Source organism: Sulfitobacter sp. LC.270.F.C4, assembly GCF_032922545.1.
Taxonomy (GTDB): domain Bacteria; phylum Pseudomonadota; class Alphaproteobacteria; order Rhodobacterales; family Rhodobacteraceae; genus Sulfitobacter; species Sulfitobacter profundi.
The window spans coordinates 102,899-124,596 of record NZ_CP136685.1 but is presented as its reverse complement, the minus strand read 5'-3'; the positions used below and the strand labels follow the sequence as shown (position 1 = coordinate 124,596).

Here is a 21,698-nt window from a genome sequence, read left to right as displayed (position 1 = left end):
CCTGGAACGATTGGGCGGTTTGGGAGAGCGCACGCCCGACAACTTCAAGACGTTCGATTTCTTCGACGAAGATCGAGGCCTTGCCACAAGCGCAAAGACGCTCGAAACCCGCGCGCCGGGATATGCGGACCGGCCCAGCCGTATCTTTGGTGCATTGAAGCGCTATATTGATCAGATCGACAAGTTTGGAGGGGGTGTCGTAGGAGAAACAGATATTCGCCCAAATCAAATCGACCTCAAACGCCTTGAGCTTGCGATTCCTGACAACACCACCCCAGAACAGTTTACTCAAATTCAAGGGGCGATAGACTATGCCGAGAGCTTGGGTATCGATGTGAATGTAAGGCTTATCCGATGAGTAAAGCGCTAACCTTTGAAGAACAAAGAGCGTAAGTGCTTGCAGAGGCGGCTGGGCGCAAAAAAATTCCAAGCCTCCCAAAGAACGCAAAGGTGCCTTTTTTACGGGCTATCGCAAATTCACGGAAATCGCCTCACAAGCGGTGTATGGTAGCGCGCATTTGGATCCCAAGGGATACCATCAATATTTTTCGGCAGACCTAACCGCGATAGAGATCGGTGTTCGCGCGCGGGCCGCCTTCTTGGCCAGCCGGTTCATTACGCCAGAACATCCAGAGTGGAATGACGTCATCCGGATTCCGACAAAGGAAGAATTCAAGGCGTGGGAGGAATCAGACAAGGCGCGCGCTGGTGTCAGGACTTTGAAAGCGCTGTTTAACGGTGCGGGCCATGTTTCGTTAACATTGCGGGACGGCAAGATCGCAATCAAGCCAACACGCTATCGCGGACATGGCCATTGGGAGGGGATTCGCGGTCAAGAAGATACGGTCTTGCCGGAACACGTGTCATACGAAGAGCTTGGCAGGGCCATTCCGGGCGCACTGGACATAAGCCGCTCAGCGTAGGTTGTTAACTTGAGACGCCAGCAAAAGCAGTCATTGGAGTAGCCGCAGCGAAATGGTGCTTTGTCGCGCACCGCGGGCCTTTGGTGCGGACGCAGCGAATTCGTGGTTTCTGCGGTTTGCCCTTTGCGCGGAACGCAGTCTTGCGTGCCGGGCGCGCCTGAGGGCGGCGCGGTTTTGGGGGTCAGCGCGGCAGGTCGTTGTAGGGACAAACATCTTTTTCAAAGGGCACATGCCTGCGCCGGAAGGGCGGGCCGCTGACAAGCTCCGGGCCTGTGATGCGATCCATGCGGAAGTGCCGGAAATCTTCGCGCGCCGGATCCCATGCGACAAGATACCAGAGCGGTTGCAAGATGAGCATGGCCTGCGGCTCGACATTGCGCAGGCTGCGCGCGCCTTTGGCATCCCGATACTCAAAGCGGAGGTGCTGGCGCGCCAGAAAGGCTTTTTCAAAAGCGGGCAGCAGGGCGGGGTCGATTGTGCCCAGGTCAGAGAGGTCCTGTTTGGGCGAGAGTTGGCCGATGTGCAGACAGGCGAGGAAGCGGCGCAGATCGCGCACTTTGTCAGACGGCAGGGCGCGCTCGATCTTGGCGAGGCCTGCATCTGCGAGATCGGAGAAGGGCAGGTTCTGGGCGGCGCGCATGGCGGCCACGCTGATCAGCAGCGCGAAGACTTCGGCCACAGAGAGGCGGGCGGTTGTTTGCATGGACTGGGGGTCAAGCTGCACGCCACCGCCGCGCCCGCTTTCGGAATGGATGACAAAGCCTTCGTCACGCAAGGCGGCGATGTCGCGCAGGAGCGTGCGTCTGGAGGCGCCGACCTCTTCGGCGAGCTCCGCGACGGTTGATGTGCCGTTGCGCCGAAGGCTGCGCACGATGGTGTCATGTCTCTGTCTGATATTCATTTTGCCACTCTAGCACATATGGTGACAAAATTTGGCACTTATTGGCAATAGGGCTTTCTCATGGAAATCAAAAAAGGAAAATCAGATATGCAACGCAGAGCCGTAAATCCGTGGGACTGGTCCTTGAAGCTGGGATACAATCAGGCAGAAGTCATTGAAGGGCCGCGGCGGCAGCTTATTTGTGCTGGCCAGACGGCTGTAGACGGGCAGGGCAAGCCCCAGCATCCGAACGACATGCGCGCGCAGATTGCTTTGGCGCTGGACAACCTTGAGGCCGTGCTGGCCGGAGCGGATATGTCGCTTGGAGATGTTATCCGGCTTGGGGTCTATGCCACGGATGTGGACGAGGCGTTGAAGAACTTCGACCTGCTGGGCATGCGTTTCGGGCCGCTAAACTGCGCACCGCCGATGACGCTTCTGGGGGTGACGCGTTTGGCTCTTCCGGGTTTGCTCTTTGAGATCGAGGCGACAGCGGCGGCCTAGGCCCTGTGCGAGAAGAGGGTGCGCAGTGAATGCGCACCCTTGGGCAACGGCGGAGCGCTGACGGGGAACGGCATTTTTTGTTTTCAGAGTGCTTAAGGCTGCGAAACCGCCCGTTAAACTTTGGCCAAATCGCCAGAAACAGGGGGGTGAAAAGCGTGCACAAGGCGTGCACAAAGCGTGCACCGGTTGAAACGGGGTATTGGTCACGGAAAATTAATTAATGGGGCGTTCGGTGGGGGTGAGGTTTTGGCCTGAGCTGCCGTTGATGATACGCGCGGCGAACGGCGGGTGTGAGCCCAGACTCACTGATGCTGCGCGCTGAACGAATGTCCGGTATTGGGATACTGATAAATCTACCGATAAGCGTTGGAACAAAACACAGAGGTCGGGAATTGGGAGCGGTAAGGTGGTCTGATACCATTGGCATTTGCGTGCTATGTGGGGAAATTCCAAAAGTTAGTTTCTCCTCGCGCGGCCAGAAACTGCTGGTCGGCATCGGACAATGGGCGCAATGGAGGGCGAAGAGTTCGCCAGTTTCCATTCCTAGACCGATGGGCAAGCACCTCTTTCACGGCTTGGGTAACCGGCAATTTTAGCAGAGTTTCAACCCAAGCTAATTCCATGCGAGATTGCGCCGCCCGAGCACTGGGGGAGTTAGCTCGCCAACCCTCAGATATTTCGAAAAGTTCAGCCGGAAGTAAATTTGCCGTGGCCGTAATTGCGCCGTGCCCACCAGCTTCAAGAACCGGCCAGAGCAGGTTGTCATCCCCGGTGAACACTGAAAGCTCGGGGAACTGAGTAACATATTCAAGCGTTGCCGATAGGTCGCCAGAGCTGTCTTTGATACCTGAGAACACGCCGGGATAAGCGGATAAAAGGTGCCGGATGGTGCGAATACCGATCCCCGCACCTGTTGCTTCGGGGAAGTGGTAGAACACGATATTCCTGACTTCAGATCCCAGCTGATCAACCAAACCTGAGTAGAATTCAATCACACCATCATCATCAGCTGGCCTGAAAAAGAAAGGCGGGTGGATCAGCGTGCCTGCGCACCCTTGATCCGTTGCATGTTTGGTCAAAGCGGCTGTGTCTTCGATGGACGCGCAGCCGGTTCCCACGATCAAAGCTGATGGCGCAATGCCATCAGCGATCAGACCTTCGAGGGCGCGCATGCGTTCTGTGAGGCCGAAAGACGGCCCTTCGCCGGTCGTTCCGAACAGGACCGCACCATCACAGCCATTGGCAAGGACCCATGCGCAATGCTGCGAAAGTGTGCTTGTATCAATGGCCCCGCGCGCATCCAATGGAGTCACCAAAGCCGCGCAGAGTTTTGGAAGAGTGTACATTATCGCCTCCAATTGGGCACTATTCAGAAAGTTCAGTCAGGTAGGTGCTTAGCTTTTCTAAACCCGCCCTCAGAACATCGGTGCTGTTGGAATATCCGATGCGCACGTAGCCCTCCATGTCGAAGGCATCGCCCGGGGTCATCATAACACCTGTTTTCTGCAAAAGATCGACGCAGAACCCTCGCGACGTGATTGGCACATCAATCTTGAGCATTGCCGTCGTTCCGGCGCTTGGTTTGACCCAAGAGATGCGCGGTTGTGCGGCGACCCATTCCGCAAGGATCGCAAGGTTGTCGCGGGTGATCTTTTGGCTACGCGCCAATAGTTTGTCTTTGTTTTCCAAGGCCATCGCCGCGAAATGGTCGTTGATCATCCCGACAGAAATCGTGTCGTAGTCACGGTGGATCAGAACCTTCTCGGTCACTTCAGCAGGTGCCACGACCCAGCCGACGCGTAGGCCAGCCAAGGAATAGGCCTTGGACATACCGGCCGTGGCGATGCCTTTCTCGTAGACGTCCACAATCGACGGGGTCATGCCATCGCCGGTTTGCCCTGTGCCACGATAGACCTCATCACAAAGAACATAGGCCCCAACTTCGCGGGCGATCTGCGCGATCTCTTCAAGCATCGGGCGTTCGATCAACGCGCCGGTGGGGTTGTTGGGGTTTGTCAGCGCGATCAGTTTGGTGTCAGGCGTCACCAAGGCACGCAATGCGTCAAGATCAGGCAGGAATCCATCCTCGGCGCGTAGGCGCAAGATTTGAACATCTGCCTCGATGCTTGCAGGGATGGAGTAATGCTGTTGATACGTGGGCACGATCGAAACCACCCGATCCCCGCGCGACACCAATGATTTATGCACCAGCGTATTCGCCGCGATGGTCCCGTGGGTGACAGTGATATTGGCAATGTCTTTATCAGCGTAAAGCGTCGAAATCGCAGTCCGCAGACGGGTCGAACCCTCGATCGCACCGTAGGTCATTTTCATCGGCAGCAGCGCAGATAGATCATCGCTGTTGCGACCGGACATTTGCAGCAACTCATCAATCGTGATGCTGGCAACGCAGGTTTCGGCAAGATTATAGGTGCAGTGGTTTTCCCACTCGTTCATCCAGATCTCGACTTTGAACGGTTCGATATGCATGGCGTAGGTCCTTTACGCTGTGGCGTGTTGATAGACGGCGTAGCCGATCGCGATGTCCTCAAGGCCGAGGCCAATGGATCGAAAGAAGACAGGGCGATCCGCGTCAGGTTTGGCGCAGGATGCAACGCAAAGCTCTGCCAGATCGCCGCAGATATCATTCGCAGACCATCCGCTTTCTTGCGCAATTACCATGTCACCGGCCGCATTTGGTGTCGTGGCGCGGTAGTCGCAATAGACTTGTGCGGTCTTCAGAAATGCTGGGTCAACTTCATGGGCACGCGCCACATTGGTGCTGATCGAGGTGACAAGCGCATTTGAGGCAAAATCGGCCACGTCCACAACAGGCGTACCCGATGACGTACACAGCATGACGACATCTGCCTCTTGGACAGCGACTTTAGCCGTATCGGCTAAGGTGATGCCGGATTGTAGTCCTTGCCATTTTGCCTGTGTTTCCGGCACGCTCGCTAAACTTGGCGAGTACACACGCACATCTGCCCAATCGCGCAGCCCGGCGACATGACGCATATGCGCTTGTGCCACAGCACCTGAACCAATGACCGCAAGCTTGAGGGGACGATCATTTGGCGCGAGCAAATCAACCGCGAGCGCGGTCGTCGCGGCGGTACGTTCTGTCGTTAAAGCGCCCGCGTCCAGCAAGGCCAGCGGTTGGCCCGTCTCCATCGACATCAGAACCGACCACGCGGTGATGATGGGGCCGCCGTCACGCGGCAAGTAGGGTGACAGTTTTGCGCCAAAAACGCCCGCGCCGCCAAGCGCCCCGAGATATGTGATGAAATCACCGCCTTGGGGAAATTCGGTAATGGTCTGCGGCGGTTGAACTGCACGATCTTGTCCAAGCTCTGTGAAAAGGTCTCGCATTGCTTCAACAATATCGATCTTGCCCAATGCGTTAGAAACGGTTTCTCTGTCGAGAGTAATTGGGGTGTTTGCCATTGCGTTAATCCTTTTTGGCCTTGCTAGCTAAGCAAGCCAGACAACGCCATCATCCCAAAGGATGACTCTACAAAGGAAAGTGCCGATAGCCGTGCCGCAGACAAGTTTCCAAGCCTTCAGCGAAAAGCTGGCAAGCGTCATCGATGGCCAATCAGGCGCCGACCGTTTTATCGAGGCCGTATCTGCTTTGTACCCTTGCGAGGCGGCATTTGCCGTGCTGAACCGACCAAATGCATCGCCTGTCTACTTGGCTGACAGCTACGCTGATCTTTCTTCCAAAGCGGCAGTGCAACGCTATGTCACCTCCACTTTTGAAATCAATCCCGTTCATAACGCCATACGGGGTGGTCTCGGCGGCGGCGTTTACCGCATGGCCGACCTCGCCCCTGATAACTGGAGCGCGACTACAGCGGACGTTATTGCGGATGATGCTGAAGAGATAAGCTTCCGAACGCCCGGGTGGCCACAAGGCCTTCGGGAAGTGTCCGTGCTCGTTGAACTAGAAGACGGCATGGTGGGTGAAATAAGCCTTGCCCGCGCCGCTGCATCGAAAGGTATCCCCGATGCGGATTTGGACGCTTTGCGAAGCGTTTTGCCACTGATACGGTCCGCGTTTCTCAGGCTCGCATCGAACTCCATTAATAATCTACCATTGGACCAAACGAAATCACGGTCTTTGGCATCTTTTGGGAACGATATCCTTTCGCCAAGAGAGGCTGAAATCATCCAGATGATCCTGAAAGGGCATTCCAGCCTTTCAATCAGTTTAAGTTTGGACATTGCTCTACCAACAGTAAAATCACATCGCCGTAACGCCTATGCCAAACTTGGCATCAGCACACAGCAGCAGTTGTTCCACGCCTATTTGAAATCGCGTGAACCTGAGGGAGAGAAGTAAATAGAGTAAACCCAGCATACACTGTAGTAGAACTGCTAACTTAGAGGCACTACGTCGCAATTCTTAAATCCGGACATTCGCGCGACCGCAGTGAAGGTGCGCTTTGTCCGCACTGTGTCAGTTCATGCGCTATGCAGCGAAGGGCAGGTCTTCCCAAATCTGCGATGGTCATAAACTTGAGGAGGGGGCTGGCATTCGAGCTGCATATTGACCTAAATTTCCTGCATGGCTTCGAAGACTACATTGAATACAAAGAACCTTGCGGCGCTCGGCGCTGAGCGGTTGGCCGACCTTCTTCTTGATATCACCAAAGGTAATGCTGACGCAAAGCGGCAGCTGAGGCTGGAGCTGGCAAGCGAAGCCGGTTCCGGAGATGTCGCTCGGGAGATCCGCAAGCGGCTCAGTAGCATTGCAAGATCACGATCGTTTATTGACTGGCAGGGCCGCAATGCTTTCGCGGCTGACTTAGACATGCAGAGACGCGCCATCGTTTCTCAAGTTGGGCCGGTCGATCCAGCAGGGGCGTTTGATCTGATTTGGCGGTTCGTGGCTCTTGCGAATGGGGTCTATGAACGTTGCGATGACAGTACGGGCAAGGTGCAGTCGATTTTTTACGAAGCCTGTGAAGGCTTGATCGATATGGCCGAGGTTGCCGCGCCGGACCCGCTTGTCCTGGCAGACCAGTTGCTGGAGGCCTTGGCCGATGATGATTATGGGCATTATCCAACTTTGATATCAGGTCTTGCTTCAGTCTTGGGTTCAGAAGGATTGCAGCACCTTAAAGCTGGGATCACCACTTCGGGAATTGATCTGTCGAACAACTACGCGCTGCGCATGGCGCTCGAGCAGATTGCGGATGTCGAAGGTGATGTAGACGCCTACATTGACCAACAAAGTGATCTGGCACGAAAGGCACCACAGGTTGCTGCTGAAATCGCGCGTCGTCTTCTTGAAGCGGGGCGGGTTGAGGAAGCATGGGAGGCCATCAATGCGCCCGATGAGAAAGATCGCGGATGGATTCCCTATGACTGGGAAGTGACCCGGATCAGCGTGATGCGCGCGATGGGGCAGCCCGAGGTGGCGCGGGACTTTATGTGGACGTGTTTTGCACGCAGCCTAAATGCAGACCATCTACGCGCATGGCTCAGCGGACTACCTGATTTTGAAGACGTCGAAGCAGAGAGCCGAGCCCTTGAACACGCGCTTGGGTTTGAGAGTTTCACGACAGCTCTCCATTTTCTGATGACTTGGCCCGCGATTGAGCAGGCTGCAGTTCTTATCACAAACCGTGCCGCAGAGATTGATGGAAATCACTATGAGCTTTTGGGACCGGTGTCCGACGCCCTTGAGGATCGCCATCCACTGGCCGCCACACTTTTGAAACGCGGCTTGATCGATTTTGCGTTGCAAAATTCACGGGTCAAACGGTATCGCCATGCTGCGCGTCACTTGCGTGAGTGCAAGAACCTAGCCGCGAGAGTTGACGACTTCGCACAATTTGATACGCATGAGGCTTATCTTGATGGCTTGAAACAGTCTCATGGAAAGAAGACCTCATTTTGGGGGGCGGTTGCTTAGTGTTCAGCTCACGGTGAGGGTAAGAGGACCCGTGTTCATTCTTTGTTCTTTTTCGCATAATGAAGTTTATGTTAATTTACCCTCCAGATCCCTTCTTCCTGAGCCACTCGCGATTCAGAAAGAAGTTTCTGTAAATGAGCCACAACATTCCTTTCGGCGGCCATTGCAATATGCGGGTCAGATTTCTTGTAGACTGAAGCGGCGATATTCTGGACTGTATCGGAAGTATTTAGGAGATGCTTGAGGATCTGGGTCTCGCGGCGCATCCGGTTGGCAAGTAACCGTTCGATGTAAGGGCGCGGATCCTGGAGTACGGGCCCGTGACCCGGCAGGCAGATCCTATCGTCGCGATCAATAAGCCGTTGAAGCTGGTCGCAGTAATCACGCATGTTGCCGTCAGGGGGGCTGACGATCGAACTGTTCCAACTCATCACGTGGTCGCCCGTGAATAACACTCCATCCAGCCTCGCAAAGCAGAGGTGATCGCTCGCGTGACCGGGTGTGTGAAGGACAGTAAGACCGGCAATCCTTTGCCCGTCTTCCAAAAACCCGTCGGGTTGAAATGCATCGTCTGGAAAGGCACGCGAAACATAAACGGGCAGACCTGTCCGTTCGCGCAATCCCGGCACGGCACCGAAATGATCGGAATGGTGGTGTGACACTAGAATTCCGGCCGGGTTGCCTCCCAGATTCTCGACAATTGCTTCGAAATGTGCACTGTCTTCTGCTGGACCCGGATCGAGAATGAACCGACCGTCAGGTGTATCAATGATGTAGCTGTTCGTCCCGTGATAGGTCATCTTCCCGGGATTGCTCGCAACGATCCTCAGGATTCCCTCGGCCACCTGTTCTGCACGCGCGCGACACGGTTCCGGCTCTGTGTGAAACATGCTGCGTTTTGTCATTGAATACGACCACTTTCTGACAGTGAAAAGTCTGGGACTTGCAAAGCCGCCTTTTGCTTTGCATAGCTTTGGAAGCCTCGGGCTGGCGTCCAGCGCCGGTCAGAACCGGCGCTGGAACAAGGCAACAAAGCCCAGCAGTCAAGCGTGACCCCGATTATGGAAACCTGTATACAGCACTACAGCAATTGCTGCCTTCGTCAGGTCTCCAAGCAGGAACGGGTAAAGCCCGGCGTTCAGCAATTTTTCGCCATAGCCGACAAAGCCACCCAACCAGAATAGCCCTGCGCAATACATAAGTATCGAACCGGAGAGGACCGCTACAGATGCTCTGATTGAAGGCGGAAGCCCTGCCAGCTTTTGAACCATCCATCCTGCAGCCGCCGCCGCGAGCGCAAACCCAATCAAGAATCCGCCAGTGGGACCCGCAAAATAGGCCAGACCCGCCGGTGCGGGAGGCGTGCCAGCGAAAACCGGCAGGCCAAACAGACCTTCCAGAAGGTACGCAGCGACAACTAGACTACTGCGCACCGGCCCCAGGAAAAGGCCGAGACCCAAGACCACCAGGGTTTGTGTTGACATCGGTACCGGGTAGAACGGCACCGCGATTTTGGCGGATAGTGTCAGAAGTATTGTGCCGATGAGTATTATTGAGATCTCTCGGGTCAGTCTTGCGACCGGTTGGCGTTGAGTGGCTTCCAAATTCATCTGTTTCGTCCTTGTTTCTGTAGATCGTTGATTTGCTGGATAGGGAAGCTCACATGCGCTTGGCGACTTCTTCCAGCATGACCTCGCTCGCACCGCCGCCGATGGCCTGAACACGGGCGTCGCGCGACATGCGTTCAACCGGGGTTTCGCGCATATAGCCCATGCCGCCGTGAAACTGGACGCAGTCGTAGAGCACGCTGTTTACCAGTTCGCCGCAATAGGCCTTGACCATCGAGACCTCTTGCACGCAATCGTGGCCCGCCGCGTCCAGACCTGCGGCATGATAGACCAGCTGCCGTCCCGCCGCGATCCTCGTCTGGCAGTCTGCCAGCCGCTGGCGCACCACCTGCTTGTCCCATAGGACACCGCACGAGGCGCCCTGGGATCGTCGGACTCCCGGAGCTTCGCGACGATCCACTCCGGTTTTGTTTTTTCTGGGCCATTCCGCTATCCTCAAATTGGCTCGAAATCCTATTTTAGGGAGGATCGTTGTGTCAGGCGGTCGCCGCTAGGCCGTCCGACTGTGCGTCCCGTTTCGGTGGCCGTATCCGGAACAGAAGCGCATAGAGCACCGGAACCGCGACGAGCGTCAGGACCGAAGCAAAGGCGAGGCCGCCCATGATCGTCACCGCCATCGAGGCAAAAAACGCATCGGGCAGAAGCGGAATCATGCCAAAGATCGTCGTGCCGGCGGCGAGCACCACAGGGCGAAGACGGCTGACTGAGCCGTCGATCACCGCCTTGTAATCGGGCACACCCTGTGCACGTAGAAAGTCGATCTCTTCGATGAGAACGATTGCGTTCTTCATCAACATTCCCGAAAGCGACAGGAAGCCGAGCAGGGCCGTAAATGTGAAGGGCAGACCGGTGAACAGCAACCCCAGGACCATGCCCGTCACGGACATTGGCACCACGAGCCACAGGATCAGCGGTTGGCGGACTTTGTTGAACATCAAAATCGAAATCGTCAACATGACCAGGAAGCCCAGGGGAAGCTGCTTGCCAAGCGACTCCTGAGCCATCTGCGCACTTTCGAATTCGCCGCCCCATTCCATTGCATAACCGTCGGGAAGCGGGATGGATTCGATCTCGGTGCGGACGCTTCGGAATGCCTCATCCGCGGTGAGATCGCTGCGGGCACCGCCGAGGGCGGCGATTGTCCGCTCTCGGTCGCGCCTGTGAATGAGTGCCTCGACAAGACGGGGATCGAACCTTTCGACAAGGTTGGCCATGGGTACATAGGACCCTGCCCCATCGGACCACACCGATAGGTCACGAAGGCGGTCAACTCCGTCGCGTTCGCTCTCGGGAAGCCGGAGATGGATCGGAATCAACACGTCGTCCTCGCGTAGGTCGCCAACGCGCAGTCCGGACGTTCCATAGCGGATGGTATCCGCGATCGCTCCGCGCGTTGCGCCAGCCAGCCGCATTCGTGCCTCATCGACGATGGGTTCGACGAGGATCTCACGCTGCCGCCAATTGGTGCGCGGATTGGTGATGGTTCCTGCCTCCTCGTAAATCCTCATCGCATCATCCGCGAGCTGGCGCAGGATGACCGGATCGGGTCCCGAAAAACGAACTGCAACATCGGCACCGGAGGGCGGTCCGAACACGATATCTTCGACACGGATCAGAGCGTGGGGGAATTCGGCGGGCAAGTCCTGGTTAAGTCTGCTCGCGATCGTCGCGATCGTTGCGGCGTCCGCAACCCGGACGATGAGTTGGCCATAGCTGGCATCCGCCTGCTCGGGGTTGTATGTCAGCATGAATTGGCTTGCCCCGCGCCCGACGAGGGCCGTTACCCCGGTTACGGCATCCTCATCCATGAGAATCCGCTCGAGCCGCTGCATCTCTTCGTCGGTCGTGTTGATATCGGTTCCCTGCGGCATCTGGAACTCAACGTAGAAAATCGGCGTGTTCGAGGCGGGGAAGAAGGCCTGCTTGACCTGTCCGAAAGCCATAACGGACCAAACGGTGATGCCAATGATCGTCAGAACAACCGGAATGCGGACGCGCAGCGCCATCCACAAAATCCCGCGATATGTCGCGTAGAACACGCCCTTGTAGGGATTATCCGAAATGTTTTTGGGGGCCTTGAGCAGCAGCTTGCCGAGATACGGCGTCACCGTGACTGCCAGGACCCAGCTTGTTAGCAGCGAGATGGCGATCACCGCGAAAAGCGAAAACAGAAACTCGCCCGTGGCGTCAGGCGACAGCCCGATACCGGAAAACGCCATGATCCCGATAACGGTCGCCCCCAGCAAGGGGATTGACGTGGCGCTTTCGGTCTCGGCAGCAGCGTCTTCCGCGCTTTTTCCTCGCGCCATGCCGATCACCATCCCTTCTGTGATGACGATGGCGTTGTCGACCAGCATCCCCATCGCGATGATCAGGGCGCCCAGGCTGATCCGCTCCATCTGTATCCCGAACACTGACATGAAGAACAGTGTGGAGAAAACGGTGAGCCCGAGGGTCGAGCCCACCACGAGGCCTGCGCGCCAACCCATGGTCAGCATCAGCGCACCGACCACGATCGCGACCGACTGTCCGAGGCTGACGAGAAAGCTTGAAACGGATTCGTCCACCACGACATGCTGCTCGTAGATCGGTATGATCTCGACACCTTCAGAAAGCCCCAACTTGAGCCGTTGAAGCCGTGCTGAAACCGCCTGACCGACTTCGACCACGTTTTGGTCCGTCAACGCGGAAACGCCAAAGGTAAATGCCGCCGTGCCGTTCTGCCGGATGATCTGGCTAGGCTGTTCGGCCGCCTCGCGGGTCACGCTGGCGATGTCGCTGACAGCGATCTGGCCGACATTTCCGGCCGTGCCCAGCCGCAGCTCCTCTATCCCTTCGGGGCTAATATAGCCCGGCGGAACCGATAGGCCGATCCGGGCAGGGCCCTCGGTGATCTCGCCGTTGGTGAACACCTGGTTTTCGTCTGCGAGAATGCCCAGGATCTGGGTCGGCGGAAGGCCCAGCATCTCGAGGCGTGCAGACGGGATCGAGATGGTGATTACCTCTTCGGAGAGGCCCTGAACCTCGACCTTGGCGACGCCATCGACAGTGACCAGTCCGAGCCGGAGCGTCGTGGCCAAATCCCTCTGCTCCGATGGGCTCAGACCTTCGGTCGTTACCGCATAGAACATGCCATAGACGTCGCCGAAATCGTCATTGATGATGGGCGGTCGCGCTCCTGCGGGAAGGTCCCCCTCCACGTCGCTGATGCGGCGGCGCATTTCGTCCCAAACCTGCGGGATCTCGTCCGGGCCATAGGTCATCTCGATCTCGACGGTGATCTGCGCCATGCCCGGCATCGACTTCGATTCCACCCGGTCGAGCTGCTTCATTTGCTGCAGCGCATTTTCGACGACGTCGGCGACCTCCTCTTCAACCTCCAGAGCCGTGGCGCCGGGATACGGCACGAAGATGAGCGCCGTTTTGAGCGTGAAGCTCGGGTCTTCAAGTCGACCGACCGTGTTCAGCCCCCAATAGCCGCCGAGGAGACAAAAGATGATGGTGAGCCAGACCGCCACAGGACGCTCGATGCTCGCTCGTGAGATGCTGAGTGCCATGGTTCTATTCTTGTCCTGTCAAAAAGAACGGGATCAGAGCCCCGAAACTGTCACGGTCTGATTGTCCCTGAGCCGCCACCAGCCGCCGGAAACAACCAATTCGTTGCCCTTCAGGCCATCCAGAACGACAATCTCATTGCTGATCGGAAGACCCAAACGGACCGCCCTGCGCGCGACCTGGCCGGACGTTTCTTCGTAGATCCAGATGGACGGTTCGGTTCGGCTCGTCGTATCCACCGCCGAAACCGGAACGATCACGGATTGCGGGCGATCTGCTTCTGCGGCAATGGAGATGCGCACATCCGCAGTCATCCCGGGCAGAAGACGCGGGTCGATATCACCCGTGATCGCAAATTCCACGTCGTAGGTCTGCGCCGTCCGGTCGGCATCGGTCGCAAACGAGCGAAGCACCAGAGGCGCGGTGTAACCCGGAACAGCCGGAAAAGTTGCAACGATCTCGAAGGCATCGGGTGCCGACCGCGCAATGGCCGCAAGTTCCTCTGGCAGGGAGATCACGAGCCGCATCTCGCTGACATCCTGTAGACGCGCGACAGGCGCGGCCGACGTGACGTTGACATATTCTTCAACGAAGGTGCGCGCCACAATCGCGTCGAATGGCGCGACGATTTTCGTTTGGGACAGGCGCCGCTCTGCCTCGCGGAGCGCGACTTCTGCCTGGACGAACTGCGCGCGGGCCGTGTCGAGGCGCGCGTCGGACGCCACGCCACGATCGGCGAGGTCCGAGGCGCGCGCGAGTTCGGAATTCGCCAGGTCGTAGGACGCCTGAGCCCGGTCGACGGCGAGTTCGAAATCGATTTGGTCGAGCTCCGCGATCACCTCGCCCTCGCGAATCGTGTCGCCGGGCTCAACCTCAAGGCGAATGATCTGCCCGGGTATCTGAAACGCAAGGTCCACCGTTCGAGCAGGTTCGACGCGGCCTGCAACGCTGCGAGACTGACTTACGACGCGATTGAGCGCACGGGTCACTTCGACCGTGACTGGTCGCTCCACGTTCGCTGCAGGCCTTGTATCGACTTCTGCCTCCAGGGTGTCCGTCGCGGTCTGGGCCAGCACATCGGTCAGGAACGGCGAAACAAACGGGACGGCAACGGCCGACACGGCCGCTACCGCAATAACAAAAACGATCCGCTTCAAACTTCGTGTCTCTCTATTCGAGTTCATTAATCATGGCCCTCAATTGCTCGATGACGCGTCCCCTGAGATCCGCGCCACCGTCGGGAAGGCCCAGAAGTTTCTGGAACCGAAGTCCCTGGATCGCTAGGACGACAACCATAGCACCCGGAGTGTCTTGTGTGTCGGACAGGATACGCTCAAGGTCGCCGGTCAGTTCAGCCCGTAGCGGATCGAGCAGCCGCGGATCTGACGCGGCAGCCGCGAGAATCGCCATCGAGAGGTCGTCATCGACGGCTCTGGCTTGCACGATTGCTTCCAGGTGCCCACGCAGGGTGCGGGATCTGCGATCTTCCGGGACTGATGCCAGGCGTTCGTGATGTTCTGCGAGCATCTCATCAAGCAGCCCGGCAAGAAGCGCTCTCTTGGTCGGAAAATTGTATAAGACCCCGCCTTTACTGAGATCGGCCTCACGCGCGACGGCGTCGATCGTAATCTTTCCCGCGCCCTCTCTGTGCGCAATTGCCCGCGCAGCGCCGAGGATCCTTGGTGACGCATTCTTTGCCTGCATTTTGGATTGTATGGTCATTATTCACTGTCCATTCGGCAATTTTATTGAGAGATTTGGAGCACTGCCCCGTTGTCGGAAAGCAAGGTCAGTTCAGAGCTCTACTCTATGTCCGCTCCCGTAGAGTTGCAGGAATGCAGTGACTGCATCGGCCGCATGCTTGTCCCGCTCGACTGTTCTTTGCACGGCCAGCAGGCGTGGCATCAACAGTCCAGAAACGCAAAGATGTATGAAGTGATCCGCAACACGCGGGGGGTTGTCGATCTCAAGCGCGCCTTCCCGGGAAAGGCGTTCCAGAACTTTACTGATGAGTTCGCGTGCCCGTTTCGGTCCGGCACGAAAATACACCTCCCCGACCTCGGGAAGCATCTCGGTGGCACCGATACACGTCCGCAGAAGGCGGATGTAGGTTTCGTCCAGAACGAGATCGATCATGCGCAGGGCAAGTTTTTCCAACTGGGCGCGCGGCTCGGGACCTGCGGACAAGGGTCGGAGGATCTCTTCCGCAAGCCGACCGCATTCGGATTCCACGACGCTCAGAAACAGCTGCTCCTTGGTCGGGAAATACGAATACATTGTTGCCTTCGACACTTTCCCTTCGGCGGCAATGGCATCGACGGTGGCGCCTTCATAACCGCACCGGAAGAAGACCTCCCGCGCGCCGAACAAAACCTCGGCCATTTTTCTCTCGCGCATCTCGCTCTTCCTGTCCTGTGCAGCATTGCGGGATTTCAAACTTGACTGTACCGTCTAGTCGGTACAGTAAATTGATTTTTATGTGGCGGCAAGCCGCAAACCTGGGCGGATCGTTCGGAGTGAGTGCCGCCTGTCAGGCATACCCAACGCGGCTTTCAATTCGTCATGAGCTTCGGGCCGTGCTCCGTTCGCGGTGCTTTCTGGCGCGGGATTATTCCGCGAACAGGACGGACGTCATCATTCCGCCGAGCGTGCCGTCCCGTCGAAAGCACCCTCCGCCTCCCAGCGGCGTGCAATGGATCCAAGGGTGTCCAGCACACCGCGCAGCTCCGCGCCGCGTTCAGTCAGCCCGTATGTGACAGCGGGCGGGATGGTCATGGCCTGCTCGCGCCAGACCACGCCGGCATGTTCCAGCATTCTCAGCCTCTCAGTCAGGACCCGGGTGGAAATTCCAGGCACCAGCCGTTTGGTCGCGCCGAAACGCTGTGGACCCTGTTCGGACAGAACCCAAAGGATATAAATCGTCCAAGGTCCCGTGATGACACGCAGCAGCGCCTCCATCGGGCAGGAAGCTGGTTGGACGCTTTTCATTGTGGATAGCCCTCGCAGCCCACGAAAGTAAGTTACTTTTAAGTGCCTACTTTAACTGATGAAGCAAGGCACCTAATGATACTATATGGAAAACGGCAGCCTAACAACCCGCCGAAAACCGGGAGAGCGGCAGTGAGTGACAACGTGGCAAAATATGTCTACTGGATCGCGACCGGCCTTGTGGCATTGGTCTATCTGGGTGCGGCGGCCTTCTACATCTCATCCCACGACATGGTCGCGGGCATGTATCGCGAGGTGTTGGGCTATCCCACATACATCATCTGGCCACTCGCAATTTTGAAGATCGTCGGTGCCGTTGTGATCCTCTGGCGCCCTTCGGCGGTGCTGGCAGATTGGGCCTATGCGGCAATGTTCTGGCATCTGGTGCTCGCCTTCGGGGCCCATGTGGGCGCAGGCGATCCGGGTTGGTCGCCGGCTCTGGCGACCTGGGTACTCCTGATCGTCTCGTGGCTGACCGCCAATCGCGTGCGTGCGGTCAAGTCGGCCTATGCACCGGCAGTTCCGGCAGCGCCAATCTGATCTGCTGCGGAGTTGCCACGGGGGTGCCCATAGCCTCGGACTTGGGTTTAAAAGGACGACAACATGACTGAAAAGCAGCCGACATTGTTTGTTCCCCATGGGGGTGGCCCCTGTTTCTTCATGGACTGGAACCCGCCTGACGCCTGGGATCGGCACCGCAAATTCCTTGAGGACTTGCCTGCGAGCCTGCCGGCAAGGCCCAAGGCGCTCCTCGTGATCTCGGGCCATTGGGAAGAGCGGGTCTTTACCTTGCAGACCAACCCCGCCCCGCCTCTGCTGTTCGACTATCAGGGATTTCCGCAGCATACCTATCAGCTAACCTGGCCCGCGCCGGGCGAGCCCGCGCTGGCGACCCGCGTACGCGCACTTTTAGAAGACGCGGGATTCCAAACCGGGGCCGATGCTGCGCGTGGCTTCGATCACGGGGTATTCGTTCCACTAAAGGTGGCTTTTCCTGAGGCCGACATCCCCACCGTCCAATTGAGCCTGCGCGACGATCTCGACCCCGAGGCGCATCTTGCCGTCGGTCGCGCGTTGGCGCCCTTGCGCGACGAAGGGGTGCTGATCATCGGATCCGGCAATACCTATCATAACATGGGCAAGATGATGCGGGCGATGAGGGGCGGACCGGACGGCCCGGTGAACGGCGGAGACTTTGACCGATGGCTCACGAGTGCGGTGACCCATGAAGACCCCGCAGTGCGCCATGCCATGCTGGCCGAGTGGGATCAGGCGCCCGGCGCACGCGATGCCAATCCGCGCGAGGAACATCTGATCCCGTTGCACGTCGTGGCCGGGGCTGCGCTTGCGGATCGGGGGGAGAAGACCCTCGAGGATCACGTGTTGGGCGCGGTCGAAAGCGCGTTCAGATTTGGATAGGACCAACCATGAGCTTCGAACTTCCCCCGCGGCAGGGCCCGCGCCCCGACACCACCGATTGCGCCCCGCATGAGCAGGTGTCGCAGAACTCCTCGGCAGAGATCCACGCATTTTTCAAGGAGAAGGCCTTCGCCCTGCCCTTCGTCGAGCGCTGCCGGTCGGGCATCTCGGTGCCCGGCGCCGAAGCACTGGTCTTGCCGGTGGCGCATGCCTGCGGCCCGCGTGAAGCCTTCATGATCGGACGCGAATTTGCCCATGTGCATCCCTCCTATGACGGTTCGTCGCACATGATGCTGCCGCTGGCGGCGGTCGATGAACTCATCGCCAAGGGATGGGGCGAACCGCACCCGATGGCGTCGGCCGGACACATCCCGGCAAATGCCGTCATGGCCTTTGCGCCGCGCGATGGGTCAGAGGTCGACGTCATGATCAAAATCCTGACAACGAGCTGGGACTTCGCCCGCGGCAAGCTGGCCAACCCCGCGCAGGTTCACATCCACGGCTGACTCTCTCTCAAAGAACAGGAATACGCCCATGGCAAGCTTTCAGAACGGACCATTTATCGTCACAGGCGCCTCCGGCCAGCTTGGACGCCAGGTAATCGATCAACTGATCGAGGCGGGCGCCGGTCCGATCATCGCGGTCACGCGCAACGCCGACAAACTCGCCGAGTTCAGGGACAAGGGGGTGGATGTTCGCCAAGGCGATTTCAACGCGCCCGAAACACTGGGTCCGGCCATCGCGGGCGGCAAGCGGATCCTGATCATCTCCACCGACGATCTGGAGCCGGGCAAACGGCTCGCGGCTCATTCCAATGCGATCACCGCCGCACGCGAGGCGGGTATCGACCACATCGTCTATACCTCGCTTGCCAGCCCGGTACCCGAAAGCCCCATCACTTTCAGCAAGGATCATCAGAACACCGAGAAGCTGATCGAGCAAAGCGGCGCCAGCTACACGATCCTTCGCAACAACCTTTACACGGATTTGTTGCTTGTGAGCGGACCGCAGGCGATCGACATGGGGCAGCTCTTTGCCGCGGCAGGGGACGGACGGGCGAGTTACGTCACGCGCGCCGACTGCGCCCGCGCCGCCGCTGCCGCGCTGATGAATGCGACCGACCGCGAGGTCCTGGACATCACCGGGCCCGAATCCACCGGCCAGGCCGATATCGCGGCGCTTTTGTCGGACATCGCCGGCAAGGACATCCCCTACGTTCCGATGCCGGCCGAAGACATGGTGCAGGCGATGATCGCAAATGGCCTGCCCGAGTTCATGGCGCGTGTTTTCGTCTCTTTCGACCAGGCAATCGCCGAAGGCTACCTTGATGTGGCCAGCGACGATCTCAAGACGCTCACCGGCAAGTCCGGACAGTCGGTTACCGATTTCCTGACCGAAAACCGGGCGGTGCTTCTTCGGGCGCCGCAGTAACTATAGAGGCGGACAAAATCATGAAACTCTACAACGCGAATTTCTCGCCCAATGCGCTGCGTGTGCGGGCGGTGGCACACGAACTGGGCGTGGACCTCGAAATCGTCCAGGTCGACATCCGGGCCGGGGACAACCGCGCGGCGGAATTTCTCGCTCGCAATCCCAATGCAAAGGTGCCCGTTTTGGAGGACGGGAATTTCGTGCTTTGGGAATCCCGGGCAATTTGTGCCTATCTGGCGGGGCTTCGGCCCGAGGCGGGCCTCTATCCTGAGGGCCGCAAGGCGCGGTCCCTCGTCGATCAATGGACCTGGTGGCAAGCGATCCACCTTGGCCCGGCGATGCAGAAATTGTCCTTTGAGCTGTTTCTCAAAGAGAAATTCGGCATGGGCGATCCCGATCCGACTGTGGTCGAAGCGGAACGAAAAGCCACAGATCAGTTCCTTGCCGTTCTGGAAACCGGACTCGACGGCAAGGACTGGATCGCAGGCGCACTCAGCCTTGCCGACTTCTATCTTGCGACCACCTTCATGTATCGCGATCAAGCGGGGATTTTACTGGACCAGTACCCAGGAGTTGCGAGTTGGATCGACCGGCTAGAAGCGCGTGACAGCTGGCAAGAGGCTGTGGCACCCCTAAGGGCGCTTTTCCGCTGACGTCGTGATCCAGGGGGTAACATACCCCTGACGAGTGCCGAGGTTGACGATACGGTCGGCCGTTGTCATCGCTTTGATCTGATCGTGGGTCAGAAAGTCAACTGACCCAGCCTCCCGATCAGGTCATCCAGTTCGCGGATCATCCGCTCACCTGACAGTGAGCGATCCACCACAGTGGCCGCCAAGGCTTCGCGCGTGCAGTCATCCACGATGCACAACACACGGAACCTTTGGCCATTAGCAAAGGCATCGGACACGAAGTCCAACGACCAACGCTGATTGGCGCGATCCGGCACTAGGATGGGCCTGCGCGTACCCAGTGCGCGTTTGCGTGATCACCTGCGGCGCACGGCCAGCCCTTCCTCGCGATAGAGACGGAAAAGCTTCTAATGGTTCACTTCAAAACCCTCTCTGGCCAAAAGGATGCCCTAACTACGATATCCGAACCGGCGACGTTTATTCGCCAGTTCCCGCAGCCATTGGCGCAGGGCGTGGTCGCTCCGATCCTGATTCCGATATGACTGGGAGTTCCATAAGTCCTTGATCCAGGCCTGTGGGTCACAAAATCTGTTGTCGCTTCATGCAGTTCTTTACGAAAAATATCTGCGGTACCAGATGTTGGTTCTTACATACCGTGGGCAAGAAGCCGTGGAAGAACATCGAAAAAGGCCTAGTCCACATGCTTGCGGCCTTCTGACGTTCTGCGAACTTGGCTGGCATGACCCCGGGTCCGACGCGGATAGCGGACTTAACTCTTGCTGCGGGTCTTAGGCGCGCCGCTTTCGCCCGAGAAGTATTCGTCCCAGGTGCGCCCGAGTCATGCGCACTCTTGGCCAAGAGCCAACTTAACATATGCGTGCTTATGCGTGTTCTGGATCACCTTCAGGTCGCTGCTTGCCACATCCGAAACCGCCCCTGCCCGGTCACTTCCCGGATGAGGCCTCGCGCTTCCATCCATGCGAGGTTGCGCTGAACCGCTGCCCGACTGGCACCGGTCAAGGTTTGGGCCATAGGAGCGGAAACGAGGGGCCATTCGGTCAGGGCCGCAAGCAAGTTTGGCGAGGTTTTACCCGAGAGCGCGGCCGTCTCAGCTTCCGCCCGCGTTGACCATGCTTCGAGATCGTCGAGATGTCGCATCGCGGTCAGGCAACCAGTTTCCATCTCATCCAGCCAGCGGGCCAATCTTTCAGCTGGACGGCCGGACGCACGTAAGCCCCCTGCCCCGCCCATGGCCAGCGGCGCAAAGATGGCTCCATTGCCGTCGCTGGCCGCGATCCTGCCAGCAGTCACAGCGGCCTCAATCCGGTCTCCATATCGGCCGAGGCCAGCCAGACTCCAGAGCTGAAACCCCATGCAAGCGCGCGTGATCGGGTGGAGGTCAACCGCGGCTGTCATCACGTCCAGCCAGCTCCCTACACGCTCGTCAAAGCGCTCGGCATTGTCCTCGAATTTCTCAGGATCACGCCGATCCAGGAAGGCCGCCAAATCTACCATTGGCTCCGGACCACCTGTCAGGCGTCGCACGGCCCATCCGGCACGGGCCAGTGCTTCCGAGTCATCCTGCACTCCAGACAAACGCATGGATAACCAAAGCGCCAGCCGATCGGGGCTCACACGATCTCCTGCGAACCAGCTAAGATCCGCCGCCTCGATAAGAGCGAGCCGATGCCGCCAGCCTTCCGGACCGCGCAGCAGCCGGTCATCCAGAGCTCCAAGGCGTCCAGCCAGTCTTGCCAGTCGCGCAGCGTGAACCCCCTCTGCCCTTGCCCAGTGTCGCGTTGCCCTTAAATCGGT

The 21,698-nt window shown here is 58.2% G+C and carries 21 protein-coding genes and 4 pseudogenes; 11 read left to right on the top strand and 14 right to left on the bottom strand.

The annotated features are described in order from the left end of the window. Window positions 1–10 precede the first annotated feature (10 nt). Entirely contained in the window at window positions 11–358 is a 348-nt protein-coding gene (locus tag R1T45_RS00665; RefSeq protein ID WP_317388936.1) for a hypothetical protein, read from the top strand. A gap of 160 nt (window positions 359–518) precedes the next feature. Beyond that, window positions 519–923, top strand: coding sequence for a contact-dependent growth inhibition system immunity protein (locus R1T45_RS00660; protein ID WP_317388935.1), 405 nt, complete (start codon window positions 519–521; stop codon window positions 921–923). Window positions 924–1,104: 181 nt separating this feature from the next. On the opposite strand, the gene R1T45_RS00655 is transcribed toward R1T45_RS00660, so the two are convergent. Continuing rightward, complete coding sequence (locus R1T45_RS00655) at window positions 1,105–1,824, bottom strand: helix-turn-helix transcriptional regulator (protein WP_317388934.1); 720 nt, start codon at window positions 1,822–1,824, stop codon at window positions 1,105–1,107. An 87-nt stretch (window positions 1,825–1,911) separates the two neighbouring features. Between R1T45_RS00655 and R1T45_RS00650 the strand changes: the two genes are divergently transcribed. Further along, complete coding sequence (locus R1T45_RS00650; protein WP_007120572.1) at window positions 1,912–2,307, top strand: RidA family protein; 396 nt, start codon at window positions 1,912–1,914, stop codon at window positions 2,305–2,307. Window positions 2,308–2,741: 434 nt separating this feature from the next. On the opposite strand, the gene R1T45_RS00645 is transcribed toward R1T45_RS00650, so the two are convergent. The 3 genes from R1T45_RS00645 to R1T45_RS00635 are packed head-to-tail and all read right to left on the bottom strand — an operon-like array spanning window position 2,742 to window position 5,754. Then, the gene (locus R1T45_RS00645) at window positions 2,742–3,653 is read right to left on the bottom strand and encodes a dihydrodipicolinate synthase family protein (RefSeq protein ID WP_152464277.1); all 912 of its coding nucleotides are present in this window, start codon (window positions 3,651–3,653) and stop codon (window positions 2,742–2,744) included. A gap of 19 nt (window positions 3,654–3,672) precedes the next feature. After that, window positions 3,673–4,797: an aminotransferase gene (locus R1T45_RS00640; RefSeq protein WP_152464276.1), complete on the bottom strand. Its 1,125-nt coding sequence runs from the start codon at window positions 4,795–4,797 to the stop codon at window positions 3,673–3,675. A gap of 12 nt (window positions 4,798–4,809) precedes the next feature. Then, the gene (locus tag R1T45_RS00635) at window positions 4,810–5,754 is read right to left on the bottom strand and encodes an ornithine cyclodeaminase family protein (protein WP_152464275.1); all 945 of its coding nucleotides are present in this window, start codon (window positions 5,752–5,754) and stop codon (window positions 4,810–4,812) included. Window positions 5,755–5,845: 91 nt separating this feature from the next. Here R1T45_RS00635 and R1T45_RS00630 point away from each other — a divergent pair, with 91 nt between their 5' ends. After that, on the top strand, window positions 5,846–6,652 hold the full coding sequence (locus R1T45_RS00630; RefSeq protein ID WP_284376190.1) for a helix-turn-helix transcriptional regulator: 807 nt from the start codon (window positions 5,846–5,848) through the stop codon (window positions 6,650–6,652). A gap of 243 nt (window positions 6,653–6,895) precedes the next feature. Further along, entirely contained in the window at window positions 6,896–8,230 is a 1,335-nt protein-coding gene (locus tag R1T45_RS00625; protein WP_254702677.1) for a DUF6880 family protein, read from the top strand. A 71-nt stretch (window positions 8,231–8,301) separates the two neighbouring features. Here the strand turns inward: R1T45_RS00625 and R1T45_RS00620 are convergent, their stop codons facing one another. From R1T45_RS00620 to R1T45_RS00585, 8 genes and pseudogenes are all read right to left on the bottom strand, one after another. Then, window positions 8,302–9,135 (bottom strand): MBL fold metallo-hydrolase, encoded by an 834-nt coding sequence (locus R1T45_RS00620; protein WP_240672155.1) that lies wholly within the window; start codon window positions 9,133–9,135, stop codon window positions 8,302–8,304. A gap of 138 nt (window positions 9,136–9,273) precedes the next feature. After that, window positions 9,274–9,840 (bottom strand): biotin transporter BioY, encoded by a 567-nt coding sequence (locus R1T45_RS00615; protein ID WP_074838768.1) that lies wholly within the window; start codon window positions 9,838–9,840, stop codon window positions 9,274–9,276. A 49-nt stretch (window positions 9,841–9,889) separates the two neighbouring features. After that, window positions 9,890–10,207, bottom strand: a pseudogene (locus tag R1T45_RS00610) (acyl-CoA dehydrogenase family protein); the annotation flags it as partial. 127 nt (window positions 10,208–10,334) lie between these two features. Further along, on the bottom strand, window positions 10,335–13,415 hold the full coding sequence (locus tag R1T45_RS00605; RefSeq protein WP_317388933.1) for an efflux RND transporter permease subunit: 3,081 nt from the start codon (window positions 13,413–13,415) through the stop codon (window positions 10,335–10,337). A 33-nt stretch (window positions 13,416–13,448) separates the two neighbouring features. Then, window positions 13,449–14,570: an efflux RND transporter periplasmic adaptor subunit gene (locus tag R1T45_RS00600; protein ID WP_317388932.1), complete on the bottom strand. Its 1,122-nt coding sequence runs from the start codon at window positions 14,568–14,570 to the stop codon at window positions 13,449–13,451. Between the two features lie 13 nt (window positions 14,571–14,583). Then, on the bottom strand, window positions 14,584–15,135 hold the full coding sequence (locus R1T45_RS00595; protein ID WP_224769550.1) for a TetR/AcrR family transcriptional regulator: 552 nt from the start codon (window positions 15,133–15,135) through the stop codon (window positions 14,584–14,586). Window positions 15,136–15,207: 72 nt separating this feature from the next. Further along, entirely contained in the window at window positions 15,208–15,810 is a 603-nt protein-coding gene (locus tag R1T45_RS00590; protein ID WP_317388931.1) for a TetR/AcrR family transcriptional regulator, read from the bottom strand. Window positions 15,811–16,047: 237 nt separating this feature from the next. Further along, complete coding sequence (locus R1T45_RS00585; RefSeq protein WP_224556225.1) at window positions 16,048–16,401, bottom strand: winged helix-turn-helix transcriptional regulator; 354 nt, start codon at window positions 16,399–16,401, stop codon at window positions 16,048–16,050. Window positions 16,402–16,533: 132 nt separating this feature from the next. Here R1T45_RS00585 and R1T45_RS00580 point away from each other — a divergent pair, with 132 nt between their 5' ends. From R1T45_RS00580 to R1T45_RS00560, 5 genes are all read left to right on the top strand, one after another. Next, window positions 16,534–16,941, top strand: a complete 408-nt coding sequence (locus tag R1T45_RS00580; protein ID WP_157802081.1) for a DoxX family protein — start codon at window positions 16,534–16,536, stop codon at window positions 16,939–16,941. Window positions 16,942–17,004: 63 nt separating this feature from the next. After that, window positions 17,005–17,820: a DODA-type extradiol aromatic ring-opening family dioxygenase gene (locus R1T45_RS00575; RefSeq protein WP_037931959.1), complete on the top strand. Its 816-nt coding sequence runs from the start codon at window positions 17,005–17,007 to the stop codon at window positions 17,818–17,820. 8 nt (window positions 17,821–17,828) lie between these two features. Next, a complete protein-coding gene (locus tag R1T45_RS00570) occupies window positions 17,829–18,326 on the top strand; it encodes a luciferase family protein (protein ID WP_037931962.1) in 498 nt (165 codons plus the stop codon). A gap of 28 nt (window positions 18,327–18,354) precedes the next feature. After that, window positions 18,355–19,251: an SDR family oxidoreductase gene (locus tag R1T45_RS00565; protein ID WP_269367359.1), complete on the top strand. Its 897-nt coding sequence runs from the start codon at window positions 18,355–18,357 to the stop codon at window positions 19,249–19,251. Window positions 19,252–19,271: 20 nt separating this feature from the next. After that, window positions 19,272–19,904 (top strand): glutathione S-transferase family protein, encoded by a 633-nt coding sequence (locus R1T45_RS00560; protein WP_027238702.1) that lies wholly within the window; start codon window positions 19,272–19,274, stop codon window positions 19,902–19,904. A 101-nt stretch (window positions 19,905–20,005) separates the two neighbouring features. Here the strand turns inward: R1T45_RS00560 and R1T45_RS00555 are convergent. After that, window positions 20,006–20,419, bottom strand: a pseudogene (locus R1T45_RS00555) (IS3 family transposase); the annotation flags it as partial. On the opposite strand from R1T45_RS00555, the pseudogene R1T45_RS00550 reads away from it, so the two are divergent. Next, window positions 20,418–20,567: pseudogene (locus R1T45_RS00550) on the top strand (FCD domain-containing protein); the annotation flags it as partial. The pseudogenes R1T45_RS00555 and R1T45_RS00550 sit on opposite strands and share 2 nt — an antisense overlap. A 219-nt stretch (window positions 20,568–20,786) precedes the next feature. Here the strand turns inward: R1T45_RS00550 and R1T45_RS00545 are convergent. Beyond that, window positions 20,787–21,674 (bottom strand): annotated as a pseudogene (locus R1T45_RS00545) (hypothetical protein); the annotation flags it as partial. Between the last annotated feature and the right edge of the window lie 24 nt (window positions 21,675–21,698).

Bases quoted from the DNA above. Each gene is read 5' to 3' on its own strand.
- R1T45_RS00620 (WP_240672155.1), bottom strand. From the start codon at position 9,135: ATGACAAAACGCAGCATGTTTCACACAGAGCCGGAACCGTGTCGCGCG.
- R1T45_RS00585 (WP_224556225.1), bottom strand. From the start codon at position 16,401: ATGAAAAGCGTCCAACCAGCTTCCTGCCCGATGGAGGCGCTGCTGCGT.
- R1T45_RS00655 (WP_317388934.1), bottom strand. From the start codon at position 1,824: ATGAATATCAGACAGAGACATGACACCATCGTGCGCAGCCTTCGGCGC.
- R1T45_RS00635 (WP_152464275.1), bottom strand. From the start codon at position 5,754: ATGGCAAACACCCCAATTACTCTCGACAGAGAAACCGTTTCTAACGCA.
- R1T45_RS00595 (WP_224769550.1), bottom strand. From the start codon at position 15,135: ATGACCATACAATCCAAAATGCAGGCAAAGAATGCGTCACCAAGGATC.
- R1T45_RS00640 (WP_152464276.1), bottom strand. From the start codon at position 4,797: ATGCATATCGAACCGTTCAAAGTCGAGATCTGGATGAACGAGTGGGAA.
- R1T45_RS00560 (WP_027238702.1), top strand. From the start codon at position 19,272: ATGAAACTCTACAACGCGAATTTCTCGCCCAATGCGCTGCGTGTGCGG.
- R1T45_RS00565 (WP_269367359.1), top strand. From the start codon at position 18,355: ATGGCAAGCTTTCAGAACGGACCATTTATCGTCACAGGCGCCTCCGGC.
- R1T45_RS00570 (WP_037931962.1), top strand. From the start codon at position 17,829: ATGAGCTTCGAACTTCCCCCGCGGCAGGGCCCGCGCCCCGACACCACC.
- R1T45_RS00605 (WP_317388933.1), bottom strand. From the start codon at position 13,415: ATGGCACTCAGCATCTCACGAGCGAGCATCGAGCGTCCTGTGGCGGTC.
- R1T45_RS00575 (WP_037931959.1), top strand. From the start codon at position 17,005: ATGACTGAAAAGCAGCCGACATTGTTTGTTCCCCATGGGGGTGGCCCC.
- R1T45_RS00650 (WP_007120572.1), top strand. From the start codon at position 1,912: ATGCAACGCAGAGCCGTAAATCCGTGGGACTGGTCCTTGAAGCTGGGA.
- R1T45_RS00615 (WP_074838768.1), bottom strand. From the start codon at position 9,840: ATGAATTTGGAAGCCACTCAACGCCAACCGGTCGCAAGACTGACCCGA.
- R1T45_RS00590 (WP_317388931.1), bottom strand. From the start codon at position 15,810: ATGCGCGAGAGAAAAATGGCCGAGGTTTTGTTCGGCGCGCGGGAGGTC.
- R1T45_RS00645 (WP_152464277.1), bottom strand. From the start codon at position 3,653: ATGTACACTCTTCCAAAACTCTGCGCGGCTTTGGTGACTCCATTGGAT.